Origin of the sequence: Chryseobacterium cheonjiense, assembly GCF_012927265.1 — a bacterium.
In the GTDB taxonomy this organism is placed as follows: Bacteria; Bacteroidota; Bacteroidia; order Flavobacteriales; family Weeksellaceae; genus Chryseobacterium; species Chryseobacterium cheonjiense.
The window spans coordinates 390,974-414,010 of record NZ_JABBGF010000002.1 but is presented as its reverse complement, the minus strand read 5'-3'; the positions used below and the strand labels follow the sequence as shown (position 1 = coordinate 414,010).

21 protein-coding genes are annotated in these 23,037 nt (G+C 37.0%); 12 read left to right on the top strand and 9 right to left on the bottom strand.

Annotated features, from left to right (window positions below):
• Positions 1–31: 31 nt before the first annotated feature.
• Genes HHL20_RS12440 through hemA form a run of 3 tightly spaced genes read right to left on the bottom strand, consistent with a single transcriptional unit; the run spans position 32 to position 2,928 of the window.
• On the bottom strand, positions 32–715 hold the full coding sequence (locus HHL20_RS12440) for a uroporphyrinogen-III synthase (RefSeq protein WP_169231508.1): 684 nt from the start codon (positions 713–715) through the stop codon (positions 32–34).
• Positions 716–755: 40 nt separating this feature from the next.
• Entirely contained in the window at positions 756–1,667 is a 912-nt protein-coding gene (gene hemC, locus HHL20_RS12435; RefSeq protein WP_169231507.1) for a hydroxymethylbilane synthase, read from the bottom strand.
• Entirely contained in the window at positions 1,654–2,928 is a 1,275-nt protein-coding gene (gene hemA, locus HHL20_RS12430) for a glutamyl-tRNA reductase (protein WP_169231506.1), read from the bottom strand. Before hemA ends, hemC begins: the two co-directional genes overlap by 14 nt.
• 421 nt (positions 2,929–3,349) lie before the next feature.
• Here hemA and HHL20_RS12425 point away from each other — a divergent pair, with 421 nt between their 5' ends.
• From HHL20_RS12425 to HHL20_RS12400, 6 genes are all read left to right on the top strand, one after another.
• Positions 3,350–4,375 carry a rod shape-determining protein gene (locus HHL20_RS12425; protein ID WP_027381028.1) on the top strand — a complete coding sequence of 342 codons (1,026 nt, stop codon included), beginning with the start codon at positions 3,350–3,352 and terminating at the stop codon, positions 4,373–4,375.
• Between the two features lie 28 nt (positions 4,376–4,403).
• A complete protein-coding gene (gene mreC / locus HHL20_RS12420) occupies positions 4,404–5,258 on the top strand; it encodes a rod shape-determining protein MreC (RefSeq protein WP_169231505.1) in 855 nt (284 codons plus the stop codon).
• Positions 5,251–5,757 (top strand): rod shape-determining protein MreD, encoded by a 507-nt coding sequence (locus tag HHL20_RS12415; protein ID WP_072883757.1) that lies wholly within the window; start codon positions 5,251–5,253, stop codon positions 5,755–5,757. The genes mreC and HHL20_RS12415 overlap by 8 nt, the downstream gene beginning before the upstream one ends.
• Positions 5,754–7,793 (top strand): peptidoglycan D,D-transpeptidase FtsI family protein, encoded by a 2,040-nt coding sequence (locus HHL20_RS12410; RefSeq protein ID WP_169231504.1) that lies wholly within the window; start codon positions 5,754–5,756, stop codon positions 7,791–7,793. The genes HHL20_RS12415 and HHL20_RS12410 overlap by 4 nt, the downstream gene beginning before the upstream one ends.
• Positions 7,790–9,019, top strand: coding sequence for a rod shape-determining protein RodA (rodA, locus tag HHL20_RS12405; RefSeq protein WP_169231503.1), 1,230 nt, complete (start codon positions 7,790–7,792; stop codon positions 9,017–9,019). Before HHL20_RS12410 ends, rodA begins: the two co-directional genes overlap by 4 nt.
• A 99-nt stretch (positions 9,020–9,118) precedes the next feature.
• A complete protein-coding gene (locus HHL20_RS12400) occupies positions 9,119–9,694 on the top strand; it encodes a pentapeptide repeat-containing protein (protein ID WP_169231502.1) in 576 nt (191 codons plus the stop codon).
• Between the two features lie 171 nt (positions 9,695–9,865).
• On the opposite strand, the gene HHL20_RS12395 is transcribed toward HHL20_RS12400, so the two are convergent.
• The 3 genes from HHL20_RS12395 to HHL20_RS12385 form a co-directional block, all read right to left on the bottom strand.
• A complete protein-coding gene (locus HHL20_RS12395) occupies positions 9,866–10,579 on the bottom strand; it encodes a C40 family peptidase (RefSeq protein WP_169231501.1) in 714 nt (237 codons plus the stop codon).
• Between the two features lie 404 nt (positions 10,580–10,983).
• Positions 10,984–13,179: a glutamine synthetase III family protein gene (locus HHL20_RS12390; RefSeq protein WP_169231500.1), complete on the bottom strand. Its 2,196-nt coding sequence runs from the start codon at positions 13,177–13,179 to the stop codon at positions 10,984–10,986.
• 299 nt (positions 13,180–13,478) lie between these two features.
• On the bottom strand, positions 13,479–13,721 hold the full coding sequence (locus HHL20_RS12385; protein WP_169231499.1) for a hypothetical protein: 243 nt from the start codon (positions 13,719–13,721) through the stop codon (positions 13,479–13,481).
• 86 nt (positions 13,722–13,807) lie between these two features.
• On the opposite strand from HHL20_RS12385, the gene HHL20_RS12380 reads away from it, so the two are divergent.
• The 4 genes from HHL20_RS12380 to HHL20_RS12365 all read left to right on the top strand — a co-directional run bounded on the left by HHL20_RS12380 (position 13,808) and on the right by HHL20_RS12365 (position 18,626).
• A complete protein-coding gene (locus tag HHL20_RS12380) occupies positions 13,808–15,496 on the top strand; it encodes a DUF6909 family protein (RefSeq protein ID WP_169231498.1) in 1,689 nt (562 codons plus the stop codon).
• Between the two features lie 47 nt (positions 15,497–15,543).
• A complete protein-coding gene (locus HHL20_RS12375; RefSeq protein WP_228463187.1) occupies positions 15,544–16,044 on the top strand; it encodes a cysteine peptidase family C39 domain-containing protein in 501 nt (166 codons plus the stop codon).
• A gap of 121 nt (positions 16,045–16,165) precedes the next feature.
• Positions 16,166–16,669 (top strand): DUF1572 family protein, encoded by a 504-nt coding sequence (locus tag HHL20_RS12370; RefSeq protein ID WP_169231496.1) that lies wholly within the window; start codon positions 16,166–16,168, stop codon positions 16,667–16,669.
• Between the two features lie 112 nt (positions 16,670–16,781).
• On the top strand, positions 16,782–18,626 hold the full coding sequence (locus HHL20_RS12365; protein WP_169231495.1) for a M1 family metallopeptidase: 1,845 nt from the start codon (positions 16,782–16,784) through the stop codon (positions 18,624–18,626).
• 76 nt (positions 18,627–18,702) lie between these two features.
• Here HHL20_RS12365 and HHL20_RS12360 read toward each other — a convergent pair whose 3' ends face one another.
• Positions 18,703–19,593 (bottom strand): hypothetical protein, encoded by an 891-nt coding sequence (locus HHL20_RS12360; protein WP_169231494.1) that lies wholly within the window; start codon positions 19,591–19,593, stop codon positions 18,703–18,705.
• A gap of 2 nt (positions 19,594–19,595) precedes the next feature.
• A complete protein-coding gene (locus HHL20_RS12355; RefSeq protein ID WP_169231493.1) occupies positions 19,596–21,284 on the bottom strand; it encodes a hypothetical protein in 1,689 nt (562 codons plus the stop codon).
• A gap of 101 nt (positions 21,285–21,385) precedes the next feature.
• On the opposite strand from HHL20_RS12355, the gene HHL20_RS12350 reads away from it, so the two are divergent.
• Together HHL20_RS12350 and HHL20_RS12345 are read left to right on the top strand one after the other, a co-directional pair.
• On the top strand, positions 21,386–21,757 hold the full coding sequence (locus HHL20_RS12350; RefSeq protein WP_169231492.1) for a helix-turn-helix domain-containing protein: 372 nt from the start codon (positions 21,386–21,388) through the stop codon (positions 21,755–21,757).
• On the top strand, positions 21,758–22,516 hold the full coding sequence (locus HHL20_RS12345; protein ID WP_169231491.1) for a type III pantothenate kinase: 759 nt from the start codon (positions 21,758–21,760) through the stop codon (positions 22,514–22,516).
• Positions 22,517–22,604: 88 nt separating this feature from the next.
• Here the strand turns inward: HHL20_RS12345 and HHL20_RS12340 are convergent, their stop codons facing one another.
• Positions 22,605–23,036, bottom strand: a complete 432-nt coding sequence (locus tag HHL20_RS12340) for a nucleoside deaminase (protein WP_169231490.1) — start codon at positions 23,034–23,036, stop codon at positions 22,605–22,607.
• Between the last annotated feature and the right edge of the window lies 1 nt (position 23,037).

Here is a 23,037-nt window from a genome sequence, read left to right as displayed (position 1 = left end):
AATAGTATTGTCACCAATGAACAATTGTATATCAGTCTTTGTTTAAAATTTCTTTTCGTATCAGCTTAAAAACAGATAGAAGGGTATTTCCTTCAGACGTTAATACTGAGGCTGAAGTATGTTTTCTGAGCTCGCGGGAAGTAGTCTCTCCAATCGATATCAGGGTCATGCCTTCCAGCGAATTCTGATCTGCAAAACTACGAACTCCGCTCGGACTAAAAAAAACGGCAGCATGATATTTTTCAGTTATCACCGGATTAATTTCTTCGGTATTGTAAACGACAACTTTTTTGTATTTAATATTTTGCAGCGGAAGCTCGTTGTCCAGCACACTTATGGCCAGATTTCCACAGAAATGAATAAAACGTTCGTGCTGGCATTTTCCGGTAATGAATTTTGATAGCGTATTGGCATTTTTCAGGACTTTAAAAGTTCCGAATCCGTGCTTTCTCAGTTCTTTTTTTGTTTTTTCTCCGACACAGTAGATCTTATTGTAATTTTTTGCCGTAAAATCTTCATTTGGTTTAAATCCGTTTTTAAAAAAGGAATCCACGCCGTTTACACTGGTGAAAATGAGAGAATAATCTTTCAGGTCAAAAGGCTTTACCTGCAGAGGAACCGTCCTTATTACCTCGATACAGTCAGCCACAATATCATCTCCCAGTTCTCTGGATATAATCGTGCGGTCTATATTTTTGGTAAATAAGATTTTCATGTTTTGAGGCCTGAAGTTGGAAGAAGCTGAGGATGAAATTTTAAATCTGAGTTTTAATTTCTGCCATAAGTTCTTTTCCTCCGTTCTCAAGAACAACTTTGGCAAACTTTTTCCCGAAATTTTCTTCTTCGTTATAGATGAAGTTTTCGTCAGTAGCAATACAGTTTTTACCGTCTAAAGAGCAGAGTGCTGCTTTAAAACGAATCTGATCATCAAAAATCTCAGCAAAGGCTCCGATAGGTGCGGTACAGCCTCCTTCCAGGGTGTTGAGGAAATTCCTTTCCATTTCTACACAGATCTGAGTATTGGTATGATTGGTAAATTGTCTTACAATTCCGTTGATTTCTGCTTTGTCTGAATGTCCCGCAACCGCAATAACTCCTTGCGAAGGAGCAGGAATTAAAAATGGAATCATTTCATAATCAATGTCCATTTTCATTCTCTTAATTCCGGCCAAAGATAAAATGGTTGCGTCGAAATCACCTTCTTCGAGTTTTTGAAGCCGGGTTTGTATATTTCCGCGGATATCAGAAAATTCAGCCTGTGGGAAATTTTTTAACCAAAAAGCTCTTCTTCTCAAACTGCTTGTTGCGAGTTTAAGTTCATGGAGTTCTTTATTTTTTGCAGATTCTTTCCGGATCAGGACATCCTGAGGGAAATCCCTTTCAAGATAAGAAACAATCTCAAGGTTTTGAGGAAGATTTGTAGGTACGTCCTTTAAAGAATGGACGGCAATATCAATCTCATCGTTCAATAATGCAACATCCAGGTCTCTGGTAAAAACACCTGTAATGCCCAGGGAATAAAGTGGCTGCGTGAGATTTTTATCCCCCGAAGATACAATAGGTACGATTTCCGTTAAATAATTGTTGTTCTGAAGATGTCTCGCAACTTCTCTTGCCTGCCAAAGTGCCAATGCGGAATTTCTGGTTCCGATTCTAATGCTTTTCATTGAATTCGTTGTTTGGTTGTTCAACTAATATTTCGTGCATTAATTTACTAATTTCTTCGGCTTTTAACGGATTGTCGATGATATATTTTGCAAAACGGTTGGTGATTTTCTGGATCATTTTGTCAGAAAGTTCCATATCCGTGATGTTTATGTATTTATTTTTCTTGTAAAAATTATGCATTTCATTGCGTTCCATGTTCTTGAGAACAGCTTTGAAATGATGGATATTGGGTGCGAGTTTTCTCTTTTTTTCCCACTCAAGGAAGTCTTTCATCAGTTCCTTAATGATTTTTTCGGCCTTCGGAATTTCTTTTTCTCTCTGCTGGATCGTCTGTTGAATCTGCTTTGAAAGCTCATCAACATCAATCAATGTGACATTTTTGTTCTCGGTCACATTTTTATCCACATTGTTCGGAATTGAAAGATCAATGACCAGCGTTTCCTTACCGTTAGGGAAATGAGATTTATTGACAATAGGATGTCTTGCCCCGGTTGCTACAATCAGAATGTCTGTTTGCTTTAGCTCCTGATCAAATTCAGTATAATCAATATGAGGGATATGATATTTTTCGGAAATTTTTTCAGCGGTTTCCTGTGTTCTGTTGGCAATTTTTATTTTAGGCTGATACACATGTTTTACAAGGTTCTCAACCGTATTCTGTCCTATTTCTCCAACGCCCAAAAGAAGTATATTCTTTTCGGTAAGTCTCTTCTGATTGTTGAGGATGTAATGAACCGCTGCGTAGGATACTGAGGCCGCACCATTGGAAATTCCGGTTTCATTTTTGATTCTTTTCGAAATCTGAATGGCAGCATTAATGGCTCTCTCCAGGTAAGGGTTAGAATTCTGTCTTTCTTTACGGAACCTGCTGTAGGCTTTTTTAATCTGGCCGATGATTTCAAAATCACCGATAATCTGGCTTTCCAGACCGGCTGCAACCCTGAAAAGATGGGCCAGTGCTTCCTCTTTTGTAAGAATGTTGGCGAACTGCAGGAAATCCATCAGGTTTACCCCGATTGTTTTACAATATTCTTCGGCAACTAACAGATAATTAGGAGAGGTAGTGTAGATTTCGGTTCTGTTACAGGTAGAAACAACAAAAGCATCCCCTAAATTTTCATTATGAATCCGGGTGACGAAATTTTTAATGTTTTCATCAAAAAACGCAAATTTGCCTCTCGTTTCTACATCAGCCTTTTCATAACTAATGGAAAGTACGGCAAAATTAGACGTCTGATGTATGTTGGAATACTGTAACATAAGCGGGGCAAATTTACGTAAATTTTGATAAATCACTTTCTGAAAATGTATATGATAATTATCGTAAAAAACTATTTTGGGATTATTCTAAATAATATTTTTAAATGGATGAAGAATAATGTGCTTCCTAAATTAAAAATTAAACATAAACATTATTTTAATGTTAAAGAAAATTAGCATTTAGCCGGCGGATTTCCCATGCATGTGCAATATTATAAATAATCTGTCTCACATAATCCTTTATCCAGCCTGTGTTTATCTTAAATCTGGTTTAAATTACACTCTGTAAATGCTTAAAGTAAAAGTTAATAAGTGATTATAAATTTTAATAAAATTTTAACCAAATTATCTGCCCGTTAAATTTCTCCAGACGTCTTAAATTTATATCTTTGTAACTCTTTAAAAAATCAGAAGTAAAAGTATGAGTTTATTCGATATGTTTACGCAAGAGATTGCGATAGACCTGGGTACCGCCAACACCCTTATCATCCATAATAATAAAATTGTTATAGATCAGCCTTCGATTGTTGCTATTGAGCGCTCAACAGGAAGACCGATTGCTGTCGGTGAACAGGCGAAACATATGCAGGGTAAAACTCACGAGGATATCAAAACAATCCGTCCTTTGAAAGATGGGGTAATTGCCGATTTTCACGCTTCTGAACATATGATCAAAGAATTTATCAAAAAAATTCCCGGAATTAAAGGTAAATTTATTCAGCCTGCACTAAGAATCGTAATCTGTATTCCCTCGGGAATTACAGAGGTTGAAAAAAGAGCGGTAAGAGATTCAGCACAAAAAGTAAACGCAAAAGAAGTACGTCTGATTTACGAACCAATGGCTGCGGCAATAGGAGTAGGAATTGACGTTCAGAAACCGGAAGGGAATATGATCATCGACATAGGTGGTGGTACTACGGAAATTGCAGTAGTTGCTTTGGGTGGTATCGTCTGCGACAAATCCGTAAAAATTGCAGGTGACGTATTTACCAATGACATTGCTTATTATTTAAGAACACACCATAACCTTTACATCGGAGAAAGAACTGCGGAAAGAATTAAAATTGAAGTAGGTTCTGCCGTTGAGGATCTTGATGTGGATATCGAAGATATTCCGGTACAGGGTAGAGACCTTATCACAGGAAAGCCTAAAGAAATTATGGTGGGTTACAAAGAAATTGCCCGAGCATTGGATAAATCGATCATCAGAATCGAAGATGCCGTAATGGAAACTCTTTCTTTAACGCCGCCGGAACTGGCAGCAGATATTTATAAAACCGGTATTTATTTAGCCGGAGGAGGTGCTTTATTAAGAGGACTGGCAGACAGATTGCACAAAAAGACAGGTCTTCCTGTATTTGTAGCAGAAGATCCGTTGAGAGCTGTAGTTCGCGGAACAGGTATCGCACTTAAGAATATGGATAAATTCAATTTCTTAATAAAATAATTCTAACTTTTTTACGACATATATCTGAATGGGATTTTTGCTGAGATTATTTTCGAAGAATGCACTTTTTGTTTTCTTTATATTTCTGCAAATTATTGCTCTTATTCTGATATTCTCTAAAAATGCCATGCAGAAATCCTGGATCGCAGGACAGTCTGCTGCACTGAATTCCTGGGTTTCCGGATATATTGATGAAGGAGTTTCTTATCTGAAGCTCAAACAGATCAACGAAGACCTTGTAACACAAAATAAGGCTTTGATGATGGAGCTTTACGGAAAACAGGGCGCTAAAAATCCTCAGTTCAGGAAAGTTCATGATACGCTGGGAGGCGGACAGATCTATACATTTGTAGATGGTGAAATCGTTTTTAACAGTATCAACAGAAGAAACAATTATTTTACCATCAACCGCGGAAGAAGAGACGGCGTATTTCCACAGATGGGCGTTATGGCGCCTAAAGGCATCGCAGGAATTGTGATCAACTCTACAGACAGCTATGCTTTGGTACAGTCGGTGTTGAGTGTAAATAAAATCAGGCTCAATGCTGCCCTGAAAAATTCAGGATATTTTGGGACGCTTACCTGGAATGGAGATAATTCCAGAGTAATGCATCTCGCTGATATTCCGAAGTATGTAGCACTAAAAATTGGTGATACGGTGGTAACTGACGGAAAATCGGCAATCTTTCCAAAAGGCGTAATGATCGGTACTGTTGCCGGATATTCGGTTGATAATAAAACAGGATTTTGGGATATTTCCGTTGAGCTTAGCGAAAAGATGGGTGCTCTAAGCAAAGTCTATGTCGTTAAAAACCTTAAAAAAGCCGAAGTACAAAAAATTCAGGATACAATGCAATCTGTAATAAAAAAGGAAGATGATTAGCAGGACTTTATTTACGGACATATTAATCATGATTTTTCTGGTTGCATTACAAATTTTTGTATTGAACAGGATTACCATTTTCGGGAAATACACGCCGGTGCTTTATCCTGTATTCGTTATGTTTTATCCTTTTTTTAGAAATAAATTTCAGTTTTTGGCATTAAGTTTTCTGATCGGTTTGTCAGTTGATGCATTCCTCTATTCATGGGGAATCAATGCCTTTGCTACAACTCTAATTGCTTATTTCAGAACCTTGATCTTCAGAACATCTACAGATACTTCTACCGACTTCTTCTCATTTCAGTCCCTTCAATGGGCGCAGTTTTTGCTGTTTTTATTCACAAGTATCTTTCTACATCAGCTTTTAGTACAGTATATAGAATTCTTTAAGCTGAGCAGATTTTTTGAAATATTATTTAATGTATTGGTAACTAGTGTAATTTCGTTTATATTTATAGTTATTTACGCATTAATATTTAAAATCAAACAAAAAGTTTGAACACACGTTATTTAAAAATCTTTTCCGTTCTTCTAGTGGTCGCTGTAATTTTTATAGCGAGACTGGCTTATTTACAGCTTTTTACCGACCGGTATGCGCTCAACGCAGCGAATACTTCCATTAAAATAGAATATGTTATTCCGCAGCGGGGAGTTATTTTCGACAGAAACGGGAAGATTATGGTGGGAAACCAGCCTGCCTATGAAGTTTCATTTACCCAGGCGTTGATGAGGCCGGATTTTGATACGATTGCTTTCTGCAACCTGATGAAAATTTCCAAAAATGATTTTATCAGAACCATTGACGCTATTAAAAAAGAAAAATACTATTCCAAGCTGACGCCCATGACCTTTATGAAGAACCTCAGCAGGGAAGATATTGCAAGGGTTCAGGAAATTATATTCAAATATCCGGCATTCAGCATTGTTTCAAGGCCGCAGCGTCAGTATGAAGTTTCAACTTCAGGAAATCTTTTAGGCTATACCAGTGAGGTCAATGAAAGAGAAATCAAAAAAGATTCTGCTTACTATCTGCCTGGAGATTTCATCGGTAAAGCAGGAATCGAAAAGGCGTATGAAAAACAATTGCGCGGGATCAAAGGGATGAAATACATTCAGAAAGATATAAAGCTGCGCAATGTAGGACCCTATAAAAACGGATCTTTGGATAAAGATGTTGTGACGGGAAAAGATATCACCCTTACCATAGATTATGATCTCCAGAGAATGGCGGAAGAAATGCTGGTGAATAAACACGGAGCTATTGTTGCTATTGATCCCAATAACGGTGAAGTTCTTGTGGCTGCTACAGGACCAGATATTGATCCTAATCTTTTTACCGGACCTGATAAATCCAGAAATTTATACGCCTTATCTAAAGATACCATTTACGAAAACAAACCAACGTTCGATAGGTCTTTGCAGGCAGCATATCCGCCGGGATCTACCTTTAAGCTTCTGACTGCTTTGTCTGCCATGCAAATGGGAGTAATGGATGAAAATACCATCTTCCCGTGTGGTGGTGGCTTTAGCTATAGAGGTTTAAGAATTAAAGGCCACGGAGGAGCTGATCCTTTGGTTCCTGCAATTCAGGTTTCCAGCAACTGTTATTTTTCATATGCGTATTTAGCGATTATTAATAAATATCCGGGAAATCCTTCAAAAGGGGTAGACGAATGGAAAAAGATCATGAGCAGCTTCGGAGTGGGGGAATTTCTGAATAATGACTTTGCTGTAGGAGCAAAAGGAAGAATTCCTACAGGCGAATTTTATGAAAAGAGAATGCAAAGCATTTTGAAAGCAAGCGGTTCTAAAAAAGATTATAAAAACTGGGATCCGTTGGCTACTGGAGCTATTTTTAACGGAATGGGTCAGGGAGATGTACTTGTTACACCGCTTCAATTGGCAAATTATGTAGCCGCGATTGCCAATAAAGGATGGTATTATACACCACATATCGTAAAAGCAATTGACGGTAAACCCAATCCAGACCCGAGGTTCAAAAAGAAGCATCAGACGCTGGTAGATAAAAGACATTTCGATCCCGTGCTGAGGGGGATGGAAGCTGTAGTTTTAAGAGGTACGGCTCACGGATTGAAGTCCAACGATTTTACGCAGTTGGCAAAAACAGGTACGGCTCAGGTTCCGCAGGGAAAAGATAATTCCATTTTTGTATTGATTGCGCCTGCAGATAAACCTAAAATTGTTGTAGCTGCCGTCATGGAGCATGCCGGGTTCGGGGCAACATGGGCAGGGCCTGCCGCTACGGTAATTGCAGAAAAATATATCACGGGAGATCTGAAAAGAGAACATCTTTATAAAAAAATGGTCACTTCCAGCTTTATGCCTGAATATAAAAGACAGTGGATTGCCGATCTGAAACGTAAAGGTCTCTATAAAGATCCCGCTCTGGATTCTGTAAAACAAAAAAGGATACAGGACAGTCTGAAATTCATTAAAGAACAGAAGGCAAAACTGCAGAAGAAAATAGACGAAGAAACCAAAAATCTTAACAATACAAAACCGGCTAAGCAATGAAATGGGCAGAAGGAATAGATAAATTAGGTCTCGGACTGTATTTTCTGCTTTGCGCTTTTGCCATTGCAAACATTTACAGTGTAGATCAGAAATTAGGAGAAAAGCAATTGGTTTTCTTCTGTATTTCTCTTTTTGTGGGGCTGGTGATTTTTGTTGGAAGAAGTAAATTCTTCGAAAATATGTCAGGAATCATTTACATCGGCGGGGTTTTGCTGTTAATAGGTCTTTTCCCGTTTGGTAAAGAAATTCTCGGACAAAAAAACTGGTATAAATTCGGAAGCTTTACCATGCAGCCGGTGGAGTTTGCCAAAATCGGGACAGCACTGATGCTTGCTAATTATGTTTCCGGACCTGAATTTAACCTGAATAATAAGAAGTCGCTTTGGACGACATTAGCCATTATCGGAATTCCTGCAGTAGTTGTACTGGCTATCCCCGATGTGGGTTCCATGTTGGTTTTTATTGCTTTTTTCATCGCATTGTATCGCGAAGGGCTGAGTGGATTATTATTCGGGATCGGATTTTTGTTTGCCGGAGTTTTCCTGATCTCATTGGCTGTGGATCCCATCTGGGTTGCGATTACCATAGTTGCCATTATAGGAGGGTGGATTGCTATGAATTACTATAAAATGTCCTGGAATGTAATTTCCATTTCAGGTATTGTAGGCTCTGTTGTATTACTTTGCGGACTGGCTTTCGGTTCACCTTATATTTTAGAAAAGCTTCCAAAACACCAGAGAGAAAGGATTGAGGTTCTTTATAAAGGTGAAAAAGCATTCAGAGATACATCCGGTTACAATTTGCTGTATTCGAAAACAGCGATAGGTTCAGGAGGTCTTTGGGGGAAAGGATACCGTGAAGGTTCCGTTACGCAGGGGAAATTCGTCCCGGAGCAGGAAACCGATTATATTTTTTGTACCGTTGGTGAAGAATGGGGATTTGCAGGAAGTGTCATTCTGATTCTTTGTTATATGGTTTACATCGGAAGAATCTATTATCTGGCAGAACAGCAGAAATCGGGCTTTAACCGCGTTTTCGGATATTGCTTTGCTTCTATCCTGCTGATGCACTTTACCATCAATTTAGGGATGGTTATGGGGCTGTTTCCGACTGTAGGAATTCCTTTGCCTTACTTCAGTTACGGAGGAAGTTCTTTACTTGCCTTCTCGATGATGACTTTTATTTTCTTTAAATTAAATTATTCGGATAAGAATAGTCTCGTCTAAGCGTGAATTAAAGGTTTACGATCAGTTTTTTATTTACGCATTAATCTGTTTAATCGGCAAAAACATTGGAAGATAATTTTAATTTAAATCACTAATCTTATGAGGGAAGTATATATTCTGGATCAGACTTTTGAAAATGCAGATTTTTCCCAAATTCAAAAAGGCGAATATGAGAATTGCATCTTCCGGAATTGTAATTTTGAATATGCTGATCTTTCCGGTTTCAGTTTTAATGACTGTGAATTTGTAGGCTGTAATCTGAGCATGACAAAACTTTTTTCCACTGCTTTCTGGGAAGTTATCTTTAAAGAATGTAAAATGTTCGGGCTCCACTTTAATGAATGCAACGAATTCGGAAGGTCATTTAGGTTTGACGGATGTTATCTGAATAATTCTGTTTTCTACAAAACAAACATTAAAAAGACATTATTTAAAGATTCAAAACTGATTGAAGTCGATTTCTCTGATGCTGATCTCTCATTTGCAGTATTTAATAACTGTGATCTGTCCGGCGCTGTATTTGACAATACAAACCTTGAAAAGGCGGACTTTAGTACATCCGTCAATTACTCAATAGATCCCTCCCAAAACAGGCTTAAAAAAGCGAAATTTTCACTTTCTGAAATTCATGGGCTCCTGCATCAATTCGATATAGAAATTGATAGAAACGGATAGTTCATATAAGTTGCATCCGGTTAGTATTAGGAAAGTAATTCCATTCTTTGAAGGATGGATTTTGAAAAGCAAAGCCCGGGTAGTAAAAAGATTTACCATCAATTAAACAAACAGCAATAAAAAAACCATCAAAATTTTGATGGTTTCATTATTTAAATCAATTATTTAAAATTAAAAACTTGTTCCGTTTGATGCGGGAGTTGTTGCTGCCAGATTGTTGATAGCTTCTCCGTTCTCATTGATGATTCTTTTTCCGAATCTGTACTTAGGACCCCAGTAAGAGTCGTTTAGCGAAGAGACCATTACTCCTTTAGAAGTTGCGGCATGAATGAATTTCACTTCACCGTCTTCAGATACACTTTCTACAATACCTACGTGAGAAATTCTTCTTCCGTGAGAAAAGAAAATCAGGTCTCCTTTCTGAAGGTTTTCCTTTTCTACTTTTTCTCCTTCCTGAGATTGAGAAGCGGCTACTCTTGGTAAGCTAAGACCAGCTGCAGCCCCGAAAACCGAAAGAACAAACGCTGAACAGTCTATTCCGTTTCTGGTCATCCCTCCGTATCGGTAAGGAGTCCCAAGGTAAGTCTGTGCCTCTGTTAAAATGTTGTCAATGGTCTTATTGTGCATGATTGCCTTAGCAATCTCAGAATTTTTAATTGAATTTTTAGTGTTGGCTAAAGAAGCTGCCTTTTCTGCAAGAAATGAATTGATTAATTGCTGCTTATCCTGCTCCATCTTTTGAGTATCGATAGAAGCTAGTTTGGCATCTGTTTTGTATTCTTTAGCGTAAGTTGCTGGTTTTGAAACTACGTAGTTGGTAACACACGATTGTAACGATACTGTAGAAACTAAAGCAACTAAATAAAACAAAACTCTTTTCTTCATATATATTTGATTACCGTGTTAAAGGGATTAGTATTTTTCAAAAGCATTACAAAAATATGTATTCCCTACAAAAGGACTTGGATATGAATATTATCAGGTTCTCTTTTTAACACATTTTAACATATTATTAAAGTATGTTAAAGAAAAATAAACCGCAGCGGCCTGTTTTAGGTGTGTTCGCGGTTTTTTTTATTAAGATTCTTTAACAAAGTATATCTGTATGTACTTAAAAATCTGTGGTATTTACAGAATAATTCTAATTTTAGCCAACGATGAAGAAGTTAAAATTTAAACAATTTAGGCTTATAAGTCATTATATTATAATCTGTTGAACCGCGGATCTTGTATAATAAAAAACTCTCCGGAAAACCGGAGAGTTTAACTAATATGGAACTTTACAGATGTTACTTTGTAAATAACATTTCTCTATATTTTGTCATTGGCCAAAGCTCATCATCCACCATCATTTCAAGAGCATCTGATGCCTCTCTGATAATGTCGAATAACGGCTTTACTTTATTGCAGTAATCTTCCGCCTGCTTCTGGCTTTCGGAAACGGCTTTTGCCTCTTCTCTTGCTTTGATAAGATCTTCAACGCCAAGCTTGATCGCAGATACATTTTCAGAAATGCTCGTAATCAAACTCATTTGTTCCTTTGCTAAAGATTTGAACTCATTATCGCCGAAGATTTCTTTAAGACCTTTTACGTTTTCAATCAGTCTGTTCTGATAATTTAATGCAGAAGGAATAATGTGGTTTCTTGCGATATCGCTTAATACTCTTGCTTCAATATCAATAACCGTTGAGTATTTTTCTAATTTGATTTCGTTTCTTGCCTCAACTTCTCTGTGAGTAAAGATTCCCATTTCTTCGTAAAGAGCCAGGAACTTCTCATCCATTTCCTGTTTAAGGGCTTCCGGAGTAGTTTTAAGATTGTTTAATCCTCTTTTTTCCGCTTCTTTTGCCCAATCGTCAGAATAACCGTCACCTTCAAACATAATGTTTTTACATTGCTTGATGTATTCTCTTAATACGTTGAAAATGGCTTCATCTTTCTTAAGACCTTTTTCGATAAGGGTATCCACTTCTTTTTTGAAATCACGAAGCTGTTTTGCGGCAATAGTATTCATTACCGTCATAGATTCTGCGCAGTTTGCAGAAGATCCCACCGCTCTGATCTCGAATTTATTTCCTGTAAATGCAAATGGAGAAGTTCTGTTTCTGTCGGTGTTATCCAACAAAATTTCAGGAATCTTTCCAACAACATTCAATTTTAAATCTGTTTTTTCATCCGGAGAAAGTTTTCCCTCTTTCACTTTTTCAAGTTCTTCCAATACTCTGAACAGCTGGCTTCCGATAAATACGGAGATAATTGCCGGCGGAGCTTCGTTGGCACCTAATCTGTGATCGTTGCTTGCTGAAGCTATACTTGCTCTTAAAAGGTCGGCATATTCATGAACCGCTTTGATGGTATTCACGAAGAATGTTAAGAACTGTAAGTTTTTCTTAGGGTTTTTTCCAGGGCTTAATAAGTTTTCACCTGTATCAGTTGCTAAAGACCAGTTGTTGTGTTTTCCGCTTCCGTTTACGCCTGCGAATGGCTTTTCGTGGAATAAAATATGAAAGTGGTGTCTGTGGGCAACTCTTGCCATTACATCCATCAATAAAGAATTGTGGTCAACCGCAACGTTTACTTCTTCAAACATCGGGGCAAGCTCGAATTGGTTCGGTGCTACCTCATTATGTCTTGTTGTTACAGGAATTCCCAGCTTCATGCACTCCACTTCTAATTCCATCATGAAGTTCATTACTCTGGTAGGAATAGACCCGAAATAATGATCATCAAGCTGCTGTCCTTTTGCGGGAGAATGGCCTAATAAAGTTTTACCGGTTAATACAAGATCCGGACGGGATTGGTATAAGGCGGAATCTACCAGGAAATATTCCTGTTCCCAACCTAAAGTAGGCGTTACTTTGGTAACGTTTTTGTCAAAATACTGCATGACGTTGGTTGCAGCTTCATCCACAGCGTTAAGTGCTCTTAAAAGAGGCGCTTTATAATCTAAGGTTTCTCCGGTATAAGAGATGAAAATAGAAGGAATACATAATGTTGTTCCCATAATAAATGCCGGAGATGTAGGGTCCCATGCTGTGTAACCTCTTGCTTCAAAAGTGTTTCTGATACCACCGTTCGGGAAAGAAGATGCATCCGGTTCCTGCTGGATCAATAAATTTCCGCTGAATCTTTCGATGGCTCTTCCGCCTTCGATAGGAGTGAAGAAAGAATCGTGTTTTTCAGCAGTGCTTCCTGTTAAAGGCTGGAACCAGTGTGTGTAGTGGGTTACCCCTTTGCTCATGGCCCAGTCTTTCATTGCTACAGCTACCTGGTCTGCAATGTGTCTCTGGATCTTAGTCCCTTTTTTTACGGCATCCATAATAGAATTGAATGCTTCTTTTGTTAAATATTCTCTCATTGTCTCTTCTGAGAAAACATTTTGGCAAAACAATTCGGATAGTTTTACAGGAACTTCGACAGAATTATCTCTTCTAAAGTCCTTAAATGGTAAAGTTTCTAACGCTTTGAATCTTAAAGTTGACATATTAGGTTTGATTTTTACGATGCAAATTTACAAAAAAAATGAATAAAAAATATTTTGACCCTAAAAAATTAAGGGGTAATTGTATAATTAATGAAAATTTAAATGGGGATGTTAGTTTTAAGAGGGGTTTTCTTAAAGTAGAGTTATAAATAAGAGATGTAGTCTCTTTGTGAACTGCTGGCAATAACTCTATTATTATATGAGTACAATTTATAAATTTATACCAGAAGCATTACTAAAAGTTTTCATTTATTTTATTAATTATGATTAATAATGCCATTTTACCGGCTTTAGCTTATTTAAACAATGAAACTATCATCTGTTTCTATAAAAACCGGAGGCTGAGGGTCGAAGCCTCCGGTTTTCTTAGCCCCGATTGCCGCGGCATCCTTTTTTATCTGCGGAGGCCCTGAAAATTGCGAAACAAAAAAGATAAAGCAAAAAGCGGGAAAAAGCTCCTGATTAACTTCTGAGATTTGAGAGAGATAGGGTTTGCGTGTTTCTTCGTACTTCTTCGGGCTTAAAAATCCAAATAATACCATTCCTTTATATTATGTTAAGCCATTTATTAAAAGACACTTAAAATAACTTAGAAGGAGATTTTGTATATTTGTGTGAAATTTATTTTATGACAAATTCTAGAGCTAGAGAAACAACGGAAGCAATTGAAAGATTGTATATTTCTATGAGACACCTCTTTTACAGAGGTTTTTTTAAACCTGCCGGTGTTTCGGGGGAGACGATCAGAAGTTTGTTAAAGACCATCAATCCGGAGATTTACGGAAGTATGAACGTGCCGAGTAAACTCGAACTGAACGGTTTGATGTATGTGCTGGACAGGCTTCCGGAAGGGATTGAAGAATGTGCTTTTATTCATCTTACTTCGGATGAAGGGTTTGATAAAGGAAGTTTCGAGCCGATTGTTCCCAAAAAGAGAAGAAGAAACTGCTACAGGATCGATGAACATCAGATGAATATCGAAGTGCTTTTGGGCCGTTCCGAGATCTATGATATTCTTACCCATTTAACCTTCTTATTTATAGAAGCGGATAAGGTAAGAAATCTGGCCTTCATTCAGGATGAAAACTGGAAGCCGACACGTGCCTTCAAAATCATTGAAGAAGTAGTAAAAGGAGAAAAGAAATTCAGCAGAAAAGAAAAAGAAGTTGCGCTCATTCACCTGTCTTCTCTTATAGGAAGAACTTTTGATGAAACGCTGAATGCCTACAACACTTTTGGTGAAGACAATAATCCTGACCGTCTTTTCAAGATCATCTATAACCTGGCAAAAGTAAGCCTGGAAGATGCCAAGCAGACCAGAGAACGCGAAATACATTTCAGTGCCATATTAAAAGAAAGAGTGGGGCATCATTATTTTGGTGAAAAATGGGCTCATAAAGTAAAAGAGGTATTGTATGAAAATGATCTTCATATGCGCCCGCTTCATATTATTTCTGCCAATATGCATTCGGTGAAAAATATGCTGTATGCCAATGAAGCTCTCAAAAAGAAGGACCATAAGGTTGATTACAAACTATACGGGGAAATTTCTGATAAAAAAGAGCTTCGTGACAAAGTTTCAAAATATGCGCTCGAGCAGGGCATGATCTATATTAATGATAAGAGCGGAAGTAATATTGATGTTCAGATCATCGACCTCAGCAAAACCGAGCTTAAAAATACACCTTTCCAGGATATTAAATTCGGAGGTGATGATGTGATCATGGTTTTCGATTATGCTTTCGGAGAGCAGGCTTTTGAAGTAATGGACGAGTTACTTAGACCTTTTGAGCATAAAGGCGAAGTCTATATGATGAAGGTGAAATCTGTTTCCATAATGGGAAAAGCCGGAATTCTCGCCGGCGGGAAAGGTGATATCATGATCCCGACTTCCCATATTTTTGAAGGAACAGCCGATAATTATCCTTTTGAAAATGCTTTAAAACTGGAAGATTTCAAAGATGACGAACTTCAGGCTTTCGAAGGGCCGATGATTACCGTATTGGGAACTTCACTTCAAAACAGGGATATTCTTTCGTATTTTATGAACACCTCATGGAAAGCAATCGGTCTTGAAATGGAAGGAGCACATTACCAGAAAGCCATTCAGGTAGCTTCTAAGATCAGGCATCATATCACGCCGGATCTTTTTGTAATGTATGCTTATTACGCTTCAGATAATCCGTTGGAAACAGGGAGCACGCTTTCTTCAGGCGGTTTAGGACTGACAGGAGTGAAGCCTACGTATCTTATTACATTAAGAATATTAGAAAAGATTTTACAAAGCGGAAAGAAAGAAGTTTCTGTGAAAAAATAATTCTATTTAAAAAAATGAATCTTATTTATAAGACAAGAAATATTTTCATGAGCATATTTTTATTTGTGCTCATGATTTTTTTTATGTTTAGCTGTACCGATACAAAGAAAAATCAAGATTTTCCTTTTTATAAACAATCAAATTCAAACAGTTGTGGTCCGGCATGCCTGCGTATGATTTTTAAATACTATGGAGAAGATTATACTGAAGAATATTTGAATAAAATCACTCATGCTGATTCAGTGAGGGGGACATCTTTTTTAGATCTAAACGATGCTGCCAACTTACATGGACTTATTGCTAAAGGAGTAAAGATAAATTTTGATGAACTAAATACTATGGTGCCCTTACCATGCATTGTTCATTGGAATCCAAATCATTTTGTAGTTGTATATAAAATCGAAAATTCTAAAATTTATGTTGCCGATCCCGGAGATTCATTGAAAGTTTATACAAAAGAAGAATTTTGTGATTCATGGTTTGAGCCTGAATATGCTGATGAAAAAGCAGGAGTAGCTCTAGTTTTTGAAAAGAGATCTGCTAATTAAAAAATAAAAGGACTCAAATGAAAGCATTTGAGTCCTTTTATTTTAAACACTAATTTTATTTGTGAAATTAATTGCTAAATCAACGAGATAAAAATAATTATCTTTAAAAAAATTAAAACAAATGAGCTCAACATCACAATTAGCCAAAAGATTCCGTGAAGTGTTGCTGGATGGTTTATGGATTGCCAATACCAATTTTAAAGACCAGTTATCTAATGTAAATATGGAACAGGCTACCGCTAAAATAGGTTCTCTGAATACCATTGCCATGCTTACTTTTCATATTGATTATTATATTGCGGGACTTATCCATGTTTTTGAAGGCGGAAATCTGGAAATCAGGGATCAGTACAGTTTTGATCTTCCGCCTATTGAAAATGAAGAACAATGGAAGAGTCTTAAAAATAAATTATGGAATGACGCTGAAAAATTCGCCAATTTACTTGATCAGATGCAGGATTCCAAAATGAATGAGGTTTTTGTGGACGAAAAATACGGAACCTATCTCAGGAATATTGATGGAATGATTGAACATTGCTATTATCATTTAGGTCAGATTACTTTAATTAAAAAACTACTTCAACAAAAAGAATCTGTATATCTGGAAAATCAGCGGAAAATTTAACAATCCAAATAATTTTAATCTAAACTTTATAAATAGAACAAAACCTCAACAATAATTACATTTTTGAGGTTTTTATTTAAATACATACCTTTAAGAAAAATAAATTTTATACATGAAAAGATCTTTTGCAATCCTCTTTGCGTTTATCATTTCTCAGTTTCAGGCTCAACAGGGGCCTTATTATCAGCAGAGTGCGAAATACAGGATGGATATTGATGTTAATGCTGAAAAATTCACTTATGAAGGCAAACAGACATTAGAATACAAAAACAATTCTCCGGATGAGCTTAATGTTGTATATTTTCATCTGTACTGGAATGCCTTTAAGCCTAATTCAATGATGGATCAGAGAGTTGCCGGGCAAGGAAAAAACGGCGATTCAAGATTGCAGAAAGACGGAATCTCAAGACTTGCCTCTATCCCGAAAGATCAGGAAGGCGCTCAGAATATTCACTGGATTAAACAAAACGGCAAAACGCTGAAATATGAAATTCAGGAAACGGTAATGAAAGTATATCTGGCCGAGTCTATTAAGCCAAATTCTTCAACGACCTTTACGTTAGAATGGGATGCCGTGATTCCGCAGCAGATCCGAAGAAGTGGAAGGAATAACAGGGAAGGAGTGGATATGACCATGACCCAGTGGTATCCTAAAATTGCAGAATATGATTATGACGGCTGGGCAACCTTCGATTATATCGGAAGAGAATTTCATGCACCGTTCTCGGATTTTGAAGTTAATATTAAAATCAATAAAGATTATGTGATCGGAGCAGGAGGGATTCTTGAAAATCCCGGAGCTGTCAAAGGATATCAGGAAAAATCTTTGCTTACAGTTGATAAGAATAATAAAGTTACCTGGAAATGGACGGCAAAAAACATTTTGGATTTCGCCTGGGCAGCAGACAAAGACTATATTGTAAAAAGTTTTGATGTTCCTCAAGGCCCGAAGGTTTTCCTCGTATATCAGAATAATGATAAAACGAAAGTTTGGGAAGAGGCTCAGCCATACGTTACAAAATACTTCCAGCTGATGAATGCTCACTTCGGGAAATATGTGTATCCTACGTACGCTTTTATCCAGGGGGGTGATGGCGGAATGGAATACGGGATGTGTACCATGATTTTAGGAGAAGCCAAAAGCATGGAAGATCTGATGGGACTTATGGCTCACGAAGGGGCCCACTCGTGGTATCAGCAGATGCTGGCAACCAATGAACCGATGCGTCCGTGGATGGATGAAGGTTTTACCAGCTATGCAGAAGGCTACGTGATGAATCAACTTTTCCCTCCCTCTAAAGAGCTTCCTAATCCGTTCGCAAACTCAATTAATGCTTACAGGAATTTTATTAAAAAGGGAATTGAAGAGCCAGCGGTATGGCTGGGAGATCATCATGACAACGGTACTTCCTATACCTATGCTTCTTATGTAAAAGGAGAACTGTATCTGGTACAGCTGGGTTATATTATGGGAGAGCAGAATCTGGCGGAAACATTAAAGCAGTACTATGATCAGTGGGCGCTGAAGCATCCTTCCGACAGAGATTTTCTGCATATTGCCCAGAAGGTTTCCGGGATGGATCTGAAGTGGTTTCATCATTACTGGATCAATACTACCAAAACAATAGATTACGGAATCAAGGATGTGAAGTACGATGCAAAATCTACAACCATTACCTTGGTAAACAACGGGCAGGTACCCATGCCTGTTGATTTCAGCATAATAACATCTGATAAAAAAGTGATTACCTATCAGATTCCGATGAATATGACCCATACCTGGAAGGAAAAAGATGCTTATGGCGAATTCAAAACAATGCCTTATTGGCCATGGACGCAAAAAGAATACTCCATTACTGTTCCCTATACAAAATCGCAGTTGTCTGTTGTAGGAATAGATTTCAGTGAAAGAATGGCGGATGTGAATATGGAAGACAATTTTGTTGAAGTAAAATAACATTTTAATATAGATAAAAAATCCCTGTAGAAATTTTTCTGCAGGGATTGTTTGTTTTCTAATTTACAACAAATACTTATTTTAATTCATTGGCAAGCATGATCTTTTCATTGATGATATTATCCCATAATTTTTTTTCTGATTCAATAAAATATTCATTGCCTGATATTTTTGGTTTAAATTTAAAATAAAAATCATAAGAACCCCCAACAATACCTTTATTCGGAATATACAAGAATCTATCAATTCCTCTATGTTCATTGTATCCATCTTGTACCCACCAACCATCGAATGTCCAAAACTGATAAGCTTTTTTCTTTTTTATAGTAAGTATTTTTGATAGGTAATTTCTGTAATTATAATATATGCTTAAATTTCGAATATAATCCTGCTCCCGGAAATCTAAGATAAATTTTGTGTCAGGAAATTGTTTCTCAAAACTAACTTGCATTTGTTTAATGCTAACTTCTTTATCCATAATATTAATAACGCCATATGAAGAAATTAGTGGAAACTCAATACTTGAAATATTAAAAAGTTCTGTTAAACAATATTTTGAAGCATAATATTTTCCATTTTCTTTTTTAACTATTTTGTAATCAAATGTCTTTTTTTCAGGTGTGTTATTGACACTCCATTCTTCCACAAGTTTGTAAATTTGTTTACCAGTAAGAGCTTGATTTTTTACTTTTTCTATATCAACAGCAATCCAATTATTTTGCATCATTTGTTTAGAATTTAATATTGGATCTTTTTCTAGCGGTGGTAAAACAGAGAATAATAATATAACCTCTCTACTTATAAAAAAATTGTAAATATCAATTTCTTTATCTATACTATAAATATCTTTTGTATTTAGGGTATATTCTTTTACATCATACTTTTTTAAGCTGTCTAAAAGTATATACTTCTGACATGAAAAGGTCGATGAAATAGCTAATAAGAAGATTAAAACACTTAATTTCATAATTATTGACATTTTGTTCCTTTATGATTGTTTGTTGTAGTATCTCTTTCGTTGAGGTTTAACTGTTTTTCTTGCTGTGTGATTGTCGTAATTCCAGCTTTTGCAATTGCTTTAACTGTTGCTATAGGCAGATTAGGATTGTATGTAGAAATTATATTTTCCAGTTGAGAAAGAAAAGCTCCTAATTGACTATGGTTTGGAAGAAAAGTGTATCTGTTGATTATATGGCCGTTTCCGTCATAATCATAGCCTACTAGAACGCTTGGATATTGGTTGTTAAAGGCTAAGTCTCCAAGTCTAAATCTTTCATAATCCAAAAAGGCATGAACAACCTCATGATACATAGTTACTAGTATATACTCTTTTGTGCCTTTTGTTAAAACTTGATCATTTAAATATATTACTGCTCTAAAACTACCTGTGTTTGATCGTGAAGAAAATGTTTTTCCATCAACATCACCCAAACCGCTTTTTGCTCTAAAAATAATATTATAATTTTCATTATTTTGAAATACATTTTTCATTGCTGTTGCAATATCGTTGGAAAGATTGGGTAATTGTTGAGCAACACTTTGTGCGCAGGGGTATCCTTGAAGTTCATTTATTACATCTTGCTGTGTGATGGGTTCTATAAACCATTTTCGAAACTGCTGCCAAGTTATCGTAGGGTTCTGAATAAAGAAATTACTTCCCCAGCTTAAAAAACTTGTGGTATAAGTGGTATTTTCGGCTATAGATGAAGTATTTAGATTTTCATTAAAATAATCAATTGCCCAGTTAAGCAGATTCACTTTTTGAGGCGAGTTGGTAGGCGAAGAGGAAAGTAATTGGTTAATAATATAATCATCCTCCTGCAAACTCAGATACAAATGGAAAAGTTTTGATTTGAGTTCTGTGGAAAATCCATAAGAATTCAGGTTAAAGCTACTCACAAAAGCAGCGTATTTCTGTATCATCATCGCCTGCTCATCTGCCATCGGCAGGTTGGTCTGAAATCCGGATTCATTACTTCCTCCGTCGCCAATGCCAATAGTTCCTCCGTTTGCGGGATGATCCGGGCCTACAACCGTAGTGTCATCGCACCAGATGGAAGTCGTATTCCAGTGCCAGCAGTCTCCGCAATCTCCATCGTTAGGATCGGTATGTCCTGCCCAACAGTGAAAAGCAGGAGTTGCTGAAAAGCCACAGATATATGCCCTTGCGCTTTCCGAAGAAGGATATACTCGTGTAATATTTCCGTTGAAAGGAGCATTGGGTGTAGTTTGAAGGGAAGAAAGCCAACCCGCAGGAACAGTATATTTATAAATACTTTTCTGCCACACATTATCCACCTTTACAAAAGCCATATTGTAGAAAATTTCTTTCCCGTTCTCTATTTCTACGATGCTTCCGTTTTTAGGATGAACAATAAAGGAAAAGGCTGTTATCTGCTGGTTCTTTATGGTTTCGAGTATTCTGTCTGTATTGATCTCAAAGTCTTCCGGGGAAGATTTTCCTTTGGCGGAAGAGATGTCTTTGTAAAGTTCTTCTTTGGATATTCCTGTTACCTGTAGAAATTTGTCGAGGGAAGCGTAATTTTTGGAAGAATGCGCTGCTGTGGATTTATCCTGTGTATCTGCAAGGTCTTCGCTTCGACATCCAGACAAGAACAACACTAATGCCAACAGCATTAGGAAATAATTTTTTTTCATTTTGTATTGAATTAATGTATGCAATAATATAATTAATTTCTTAAGATGTAGTTTACTTTAACGGGAAAATTTTTACTTTTACGAAAATTATTTTTACTAATATGGAAAAAATTATTAAGAAAATAGCTGAGATCCGTAGCAAAAAAGGGTTTTCTTATGAAAATATGGCTCAGGATTTAGATCTGAGTACATCAGCCTACCGCAAAATAGAAACAGGAGAAACAAAACTAACGGTTGAAAGATTGATTGATATTTCTAAAATTTTGGAGACACCATTGAATGATCTTCTTGAAACAGATTCACAAAAAAATTTTAATCAGGAAAATCACGATTCCGCAACAGGTTATCAAGGTTTTAATGATGACAATCGGGTTTATTATGAAAATTCAGAATTGTCAAAAAAGCTTATAGCTGTTTATGAGCAGCAAATAAAAGACCTGAGAACAGAAATCGAACAATTGAAAAGTAAATAAATGAATTCAATAGTAATTAATGTAGGAAACAGTAATATCAGATTCGGTCTTTTTAATGATGATAACTGCGATATTTCGTGGGTCATCAATACCAAGCCTTACAGAACGGCAGACGAGCTTTATGTTCAGATGCTTATGCTATACCAGACCTATAAAATTCAGCCAAAAGAAATTAATAAGATCATCATGGGTTCTGTAGTGCCTCATCTCACAAAAATAATGAGTTCGGCCATCAGGAAGATCCATGGGATCAATCCGGTGATTGTCGACAGAAATACTCCATCCGGAGTTCAGGCCAAGTCCAAGCAGATGGGAACCGATATTTATGCTAACCTTGTGGCGGCACACAACATGTATCCGGACCGGAAAAAAATAGTTCTGGACTTCGGAACAGCCCTTACCGCAAGCTGTGTTGCAGAAAATGGCGAAACATTGGGCGTAATCATTGCTCCCGGAATCGTTACCGCTTTAAATTCCCTGATCAGTCAGACCGCTCAGCTCCCGGAAATTGAGCTGGTGAAACCGAAGACCGTTTTAGGATTAGATACCGTTACCTGTATGCAGAGCGGAATGGTATACGGATTTTTAGGTATGGTGGAAGGATTTATCGATCGAATCAATGATGAGGTGGATGATAATTGTTTTGTAGTAGCTACAGGAGGGGTCTCTCATGTGTATAAACCTTTAACAGACAAAATCCATGTGATGGATAGACTCCATACCCTGAAAGGACTTTACTTTTTAGGAAAAGATTTGTAGTCAAGTTAAGGTTGGCGCTCAATAATTTCTGTGCTGAATTTGGCGTAGATCATTGTTTTTTCTCAGCCTCAAGCTTAACCTGTACTCATTATCTCTTTGACTTAAAAAATTCTTTTACGATAGAAGAACATTCATTTTCCATGATTCCTGTTACGATTTCTGTTTTGGGATGAAGAGAAAGATGTTTGTTGATAAAACCCCGCTGTTCATCTCTTGCTCCGATGACCACTTTTGAAATCTGTGCCCATGAAAGAGCTCCGGAACACATTACACATGGTTCCAGTGTTACATAAAGCGTACAGTTGATAAGATATTTTCCGCCAAGGAAATTCGCAGCAGAAGTAATGGCCTGCATTTCTGCATGGGCAGTAACGTCATTCAAGGTTTCGGTGAGATTGTGGGCTCTTGCAATAACCCTGTTGTTAGAAACGACAACGCAGCCAATCGGCACTTCATCTTTTTCAAGAGCAAGATGCGCTTCATTGAGCGCCATTTTCATAAAATATTCGTCGGTAAACATT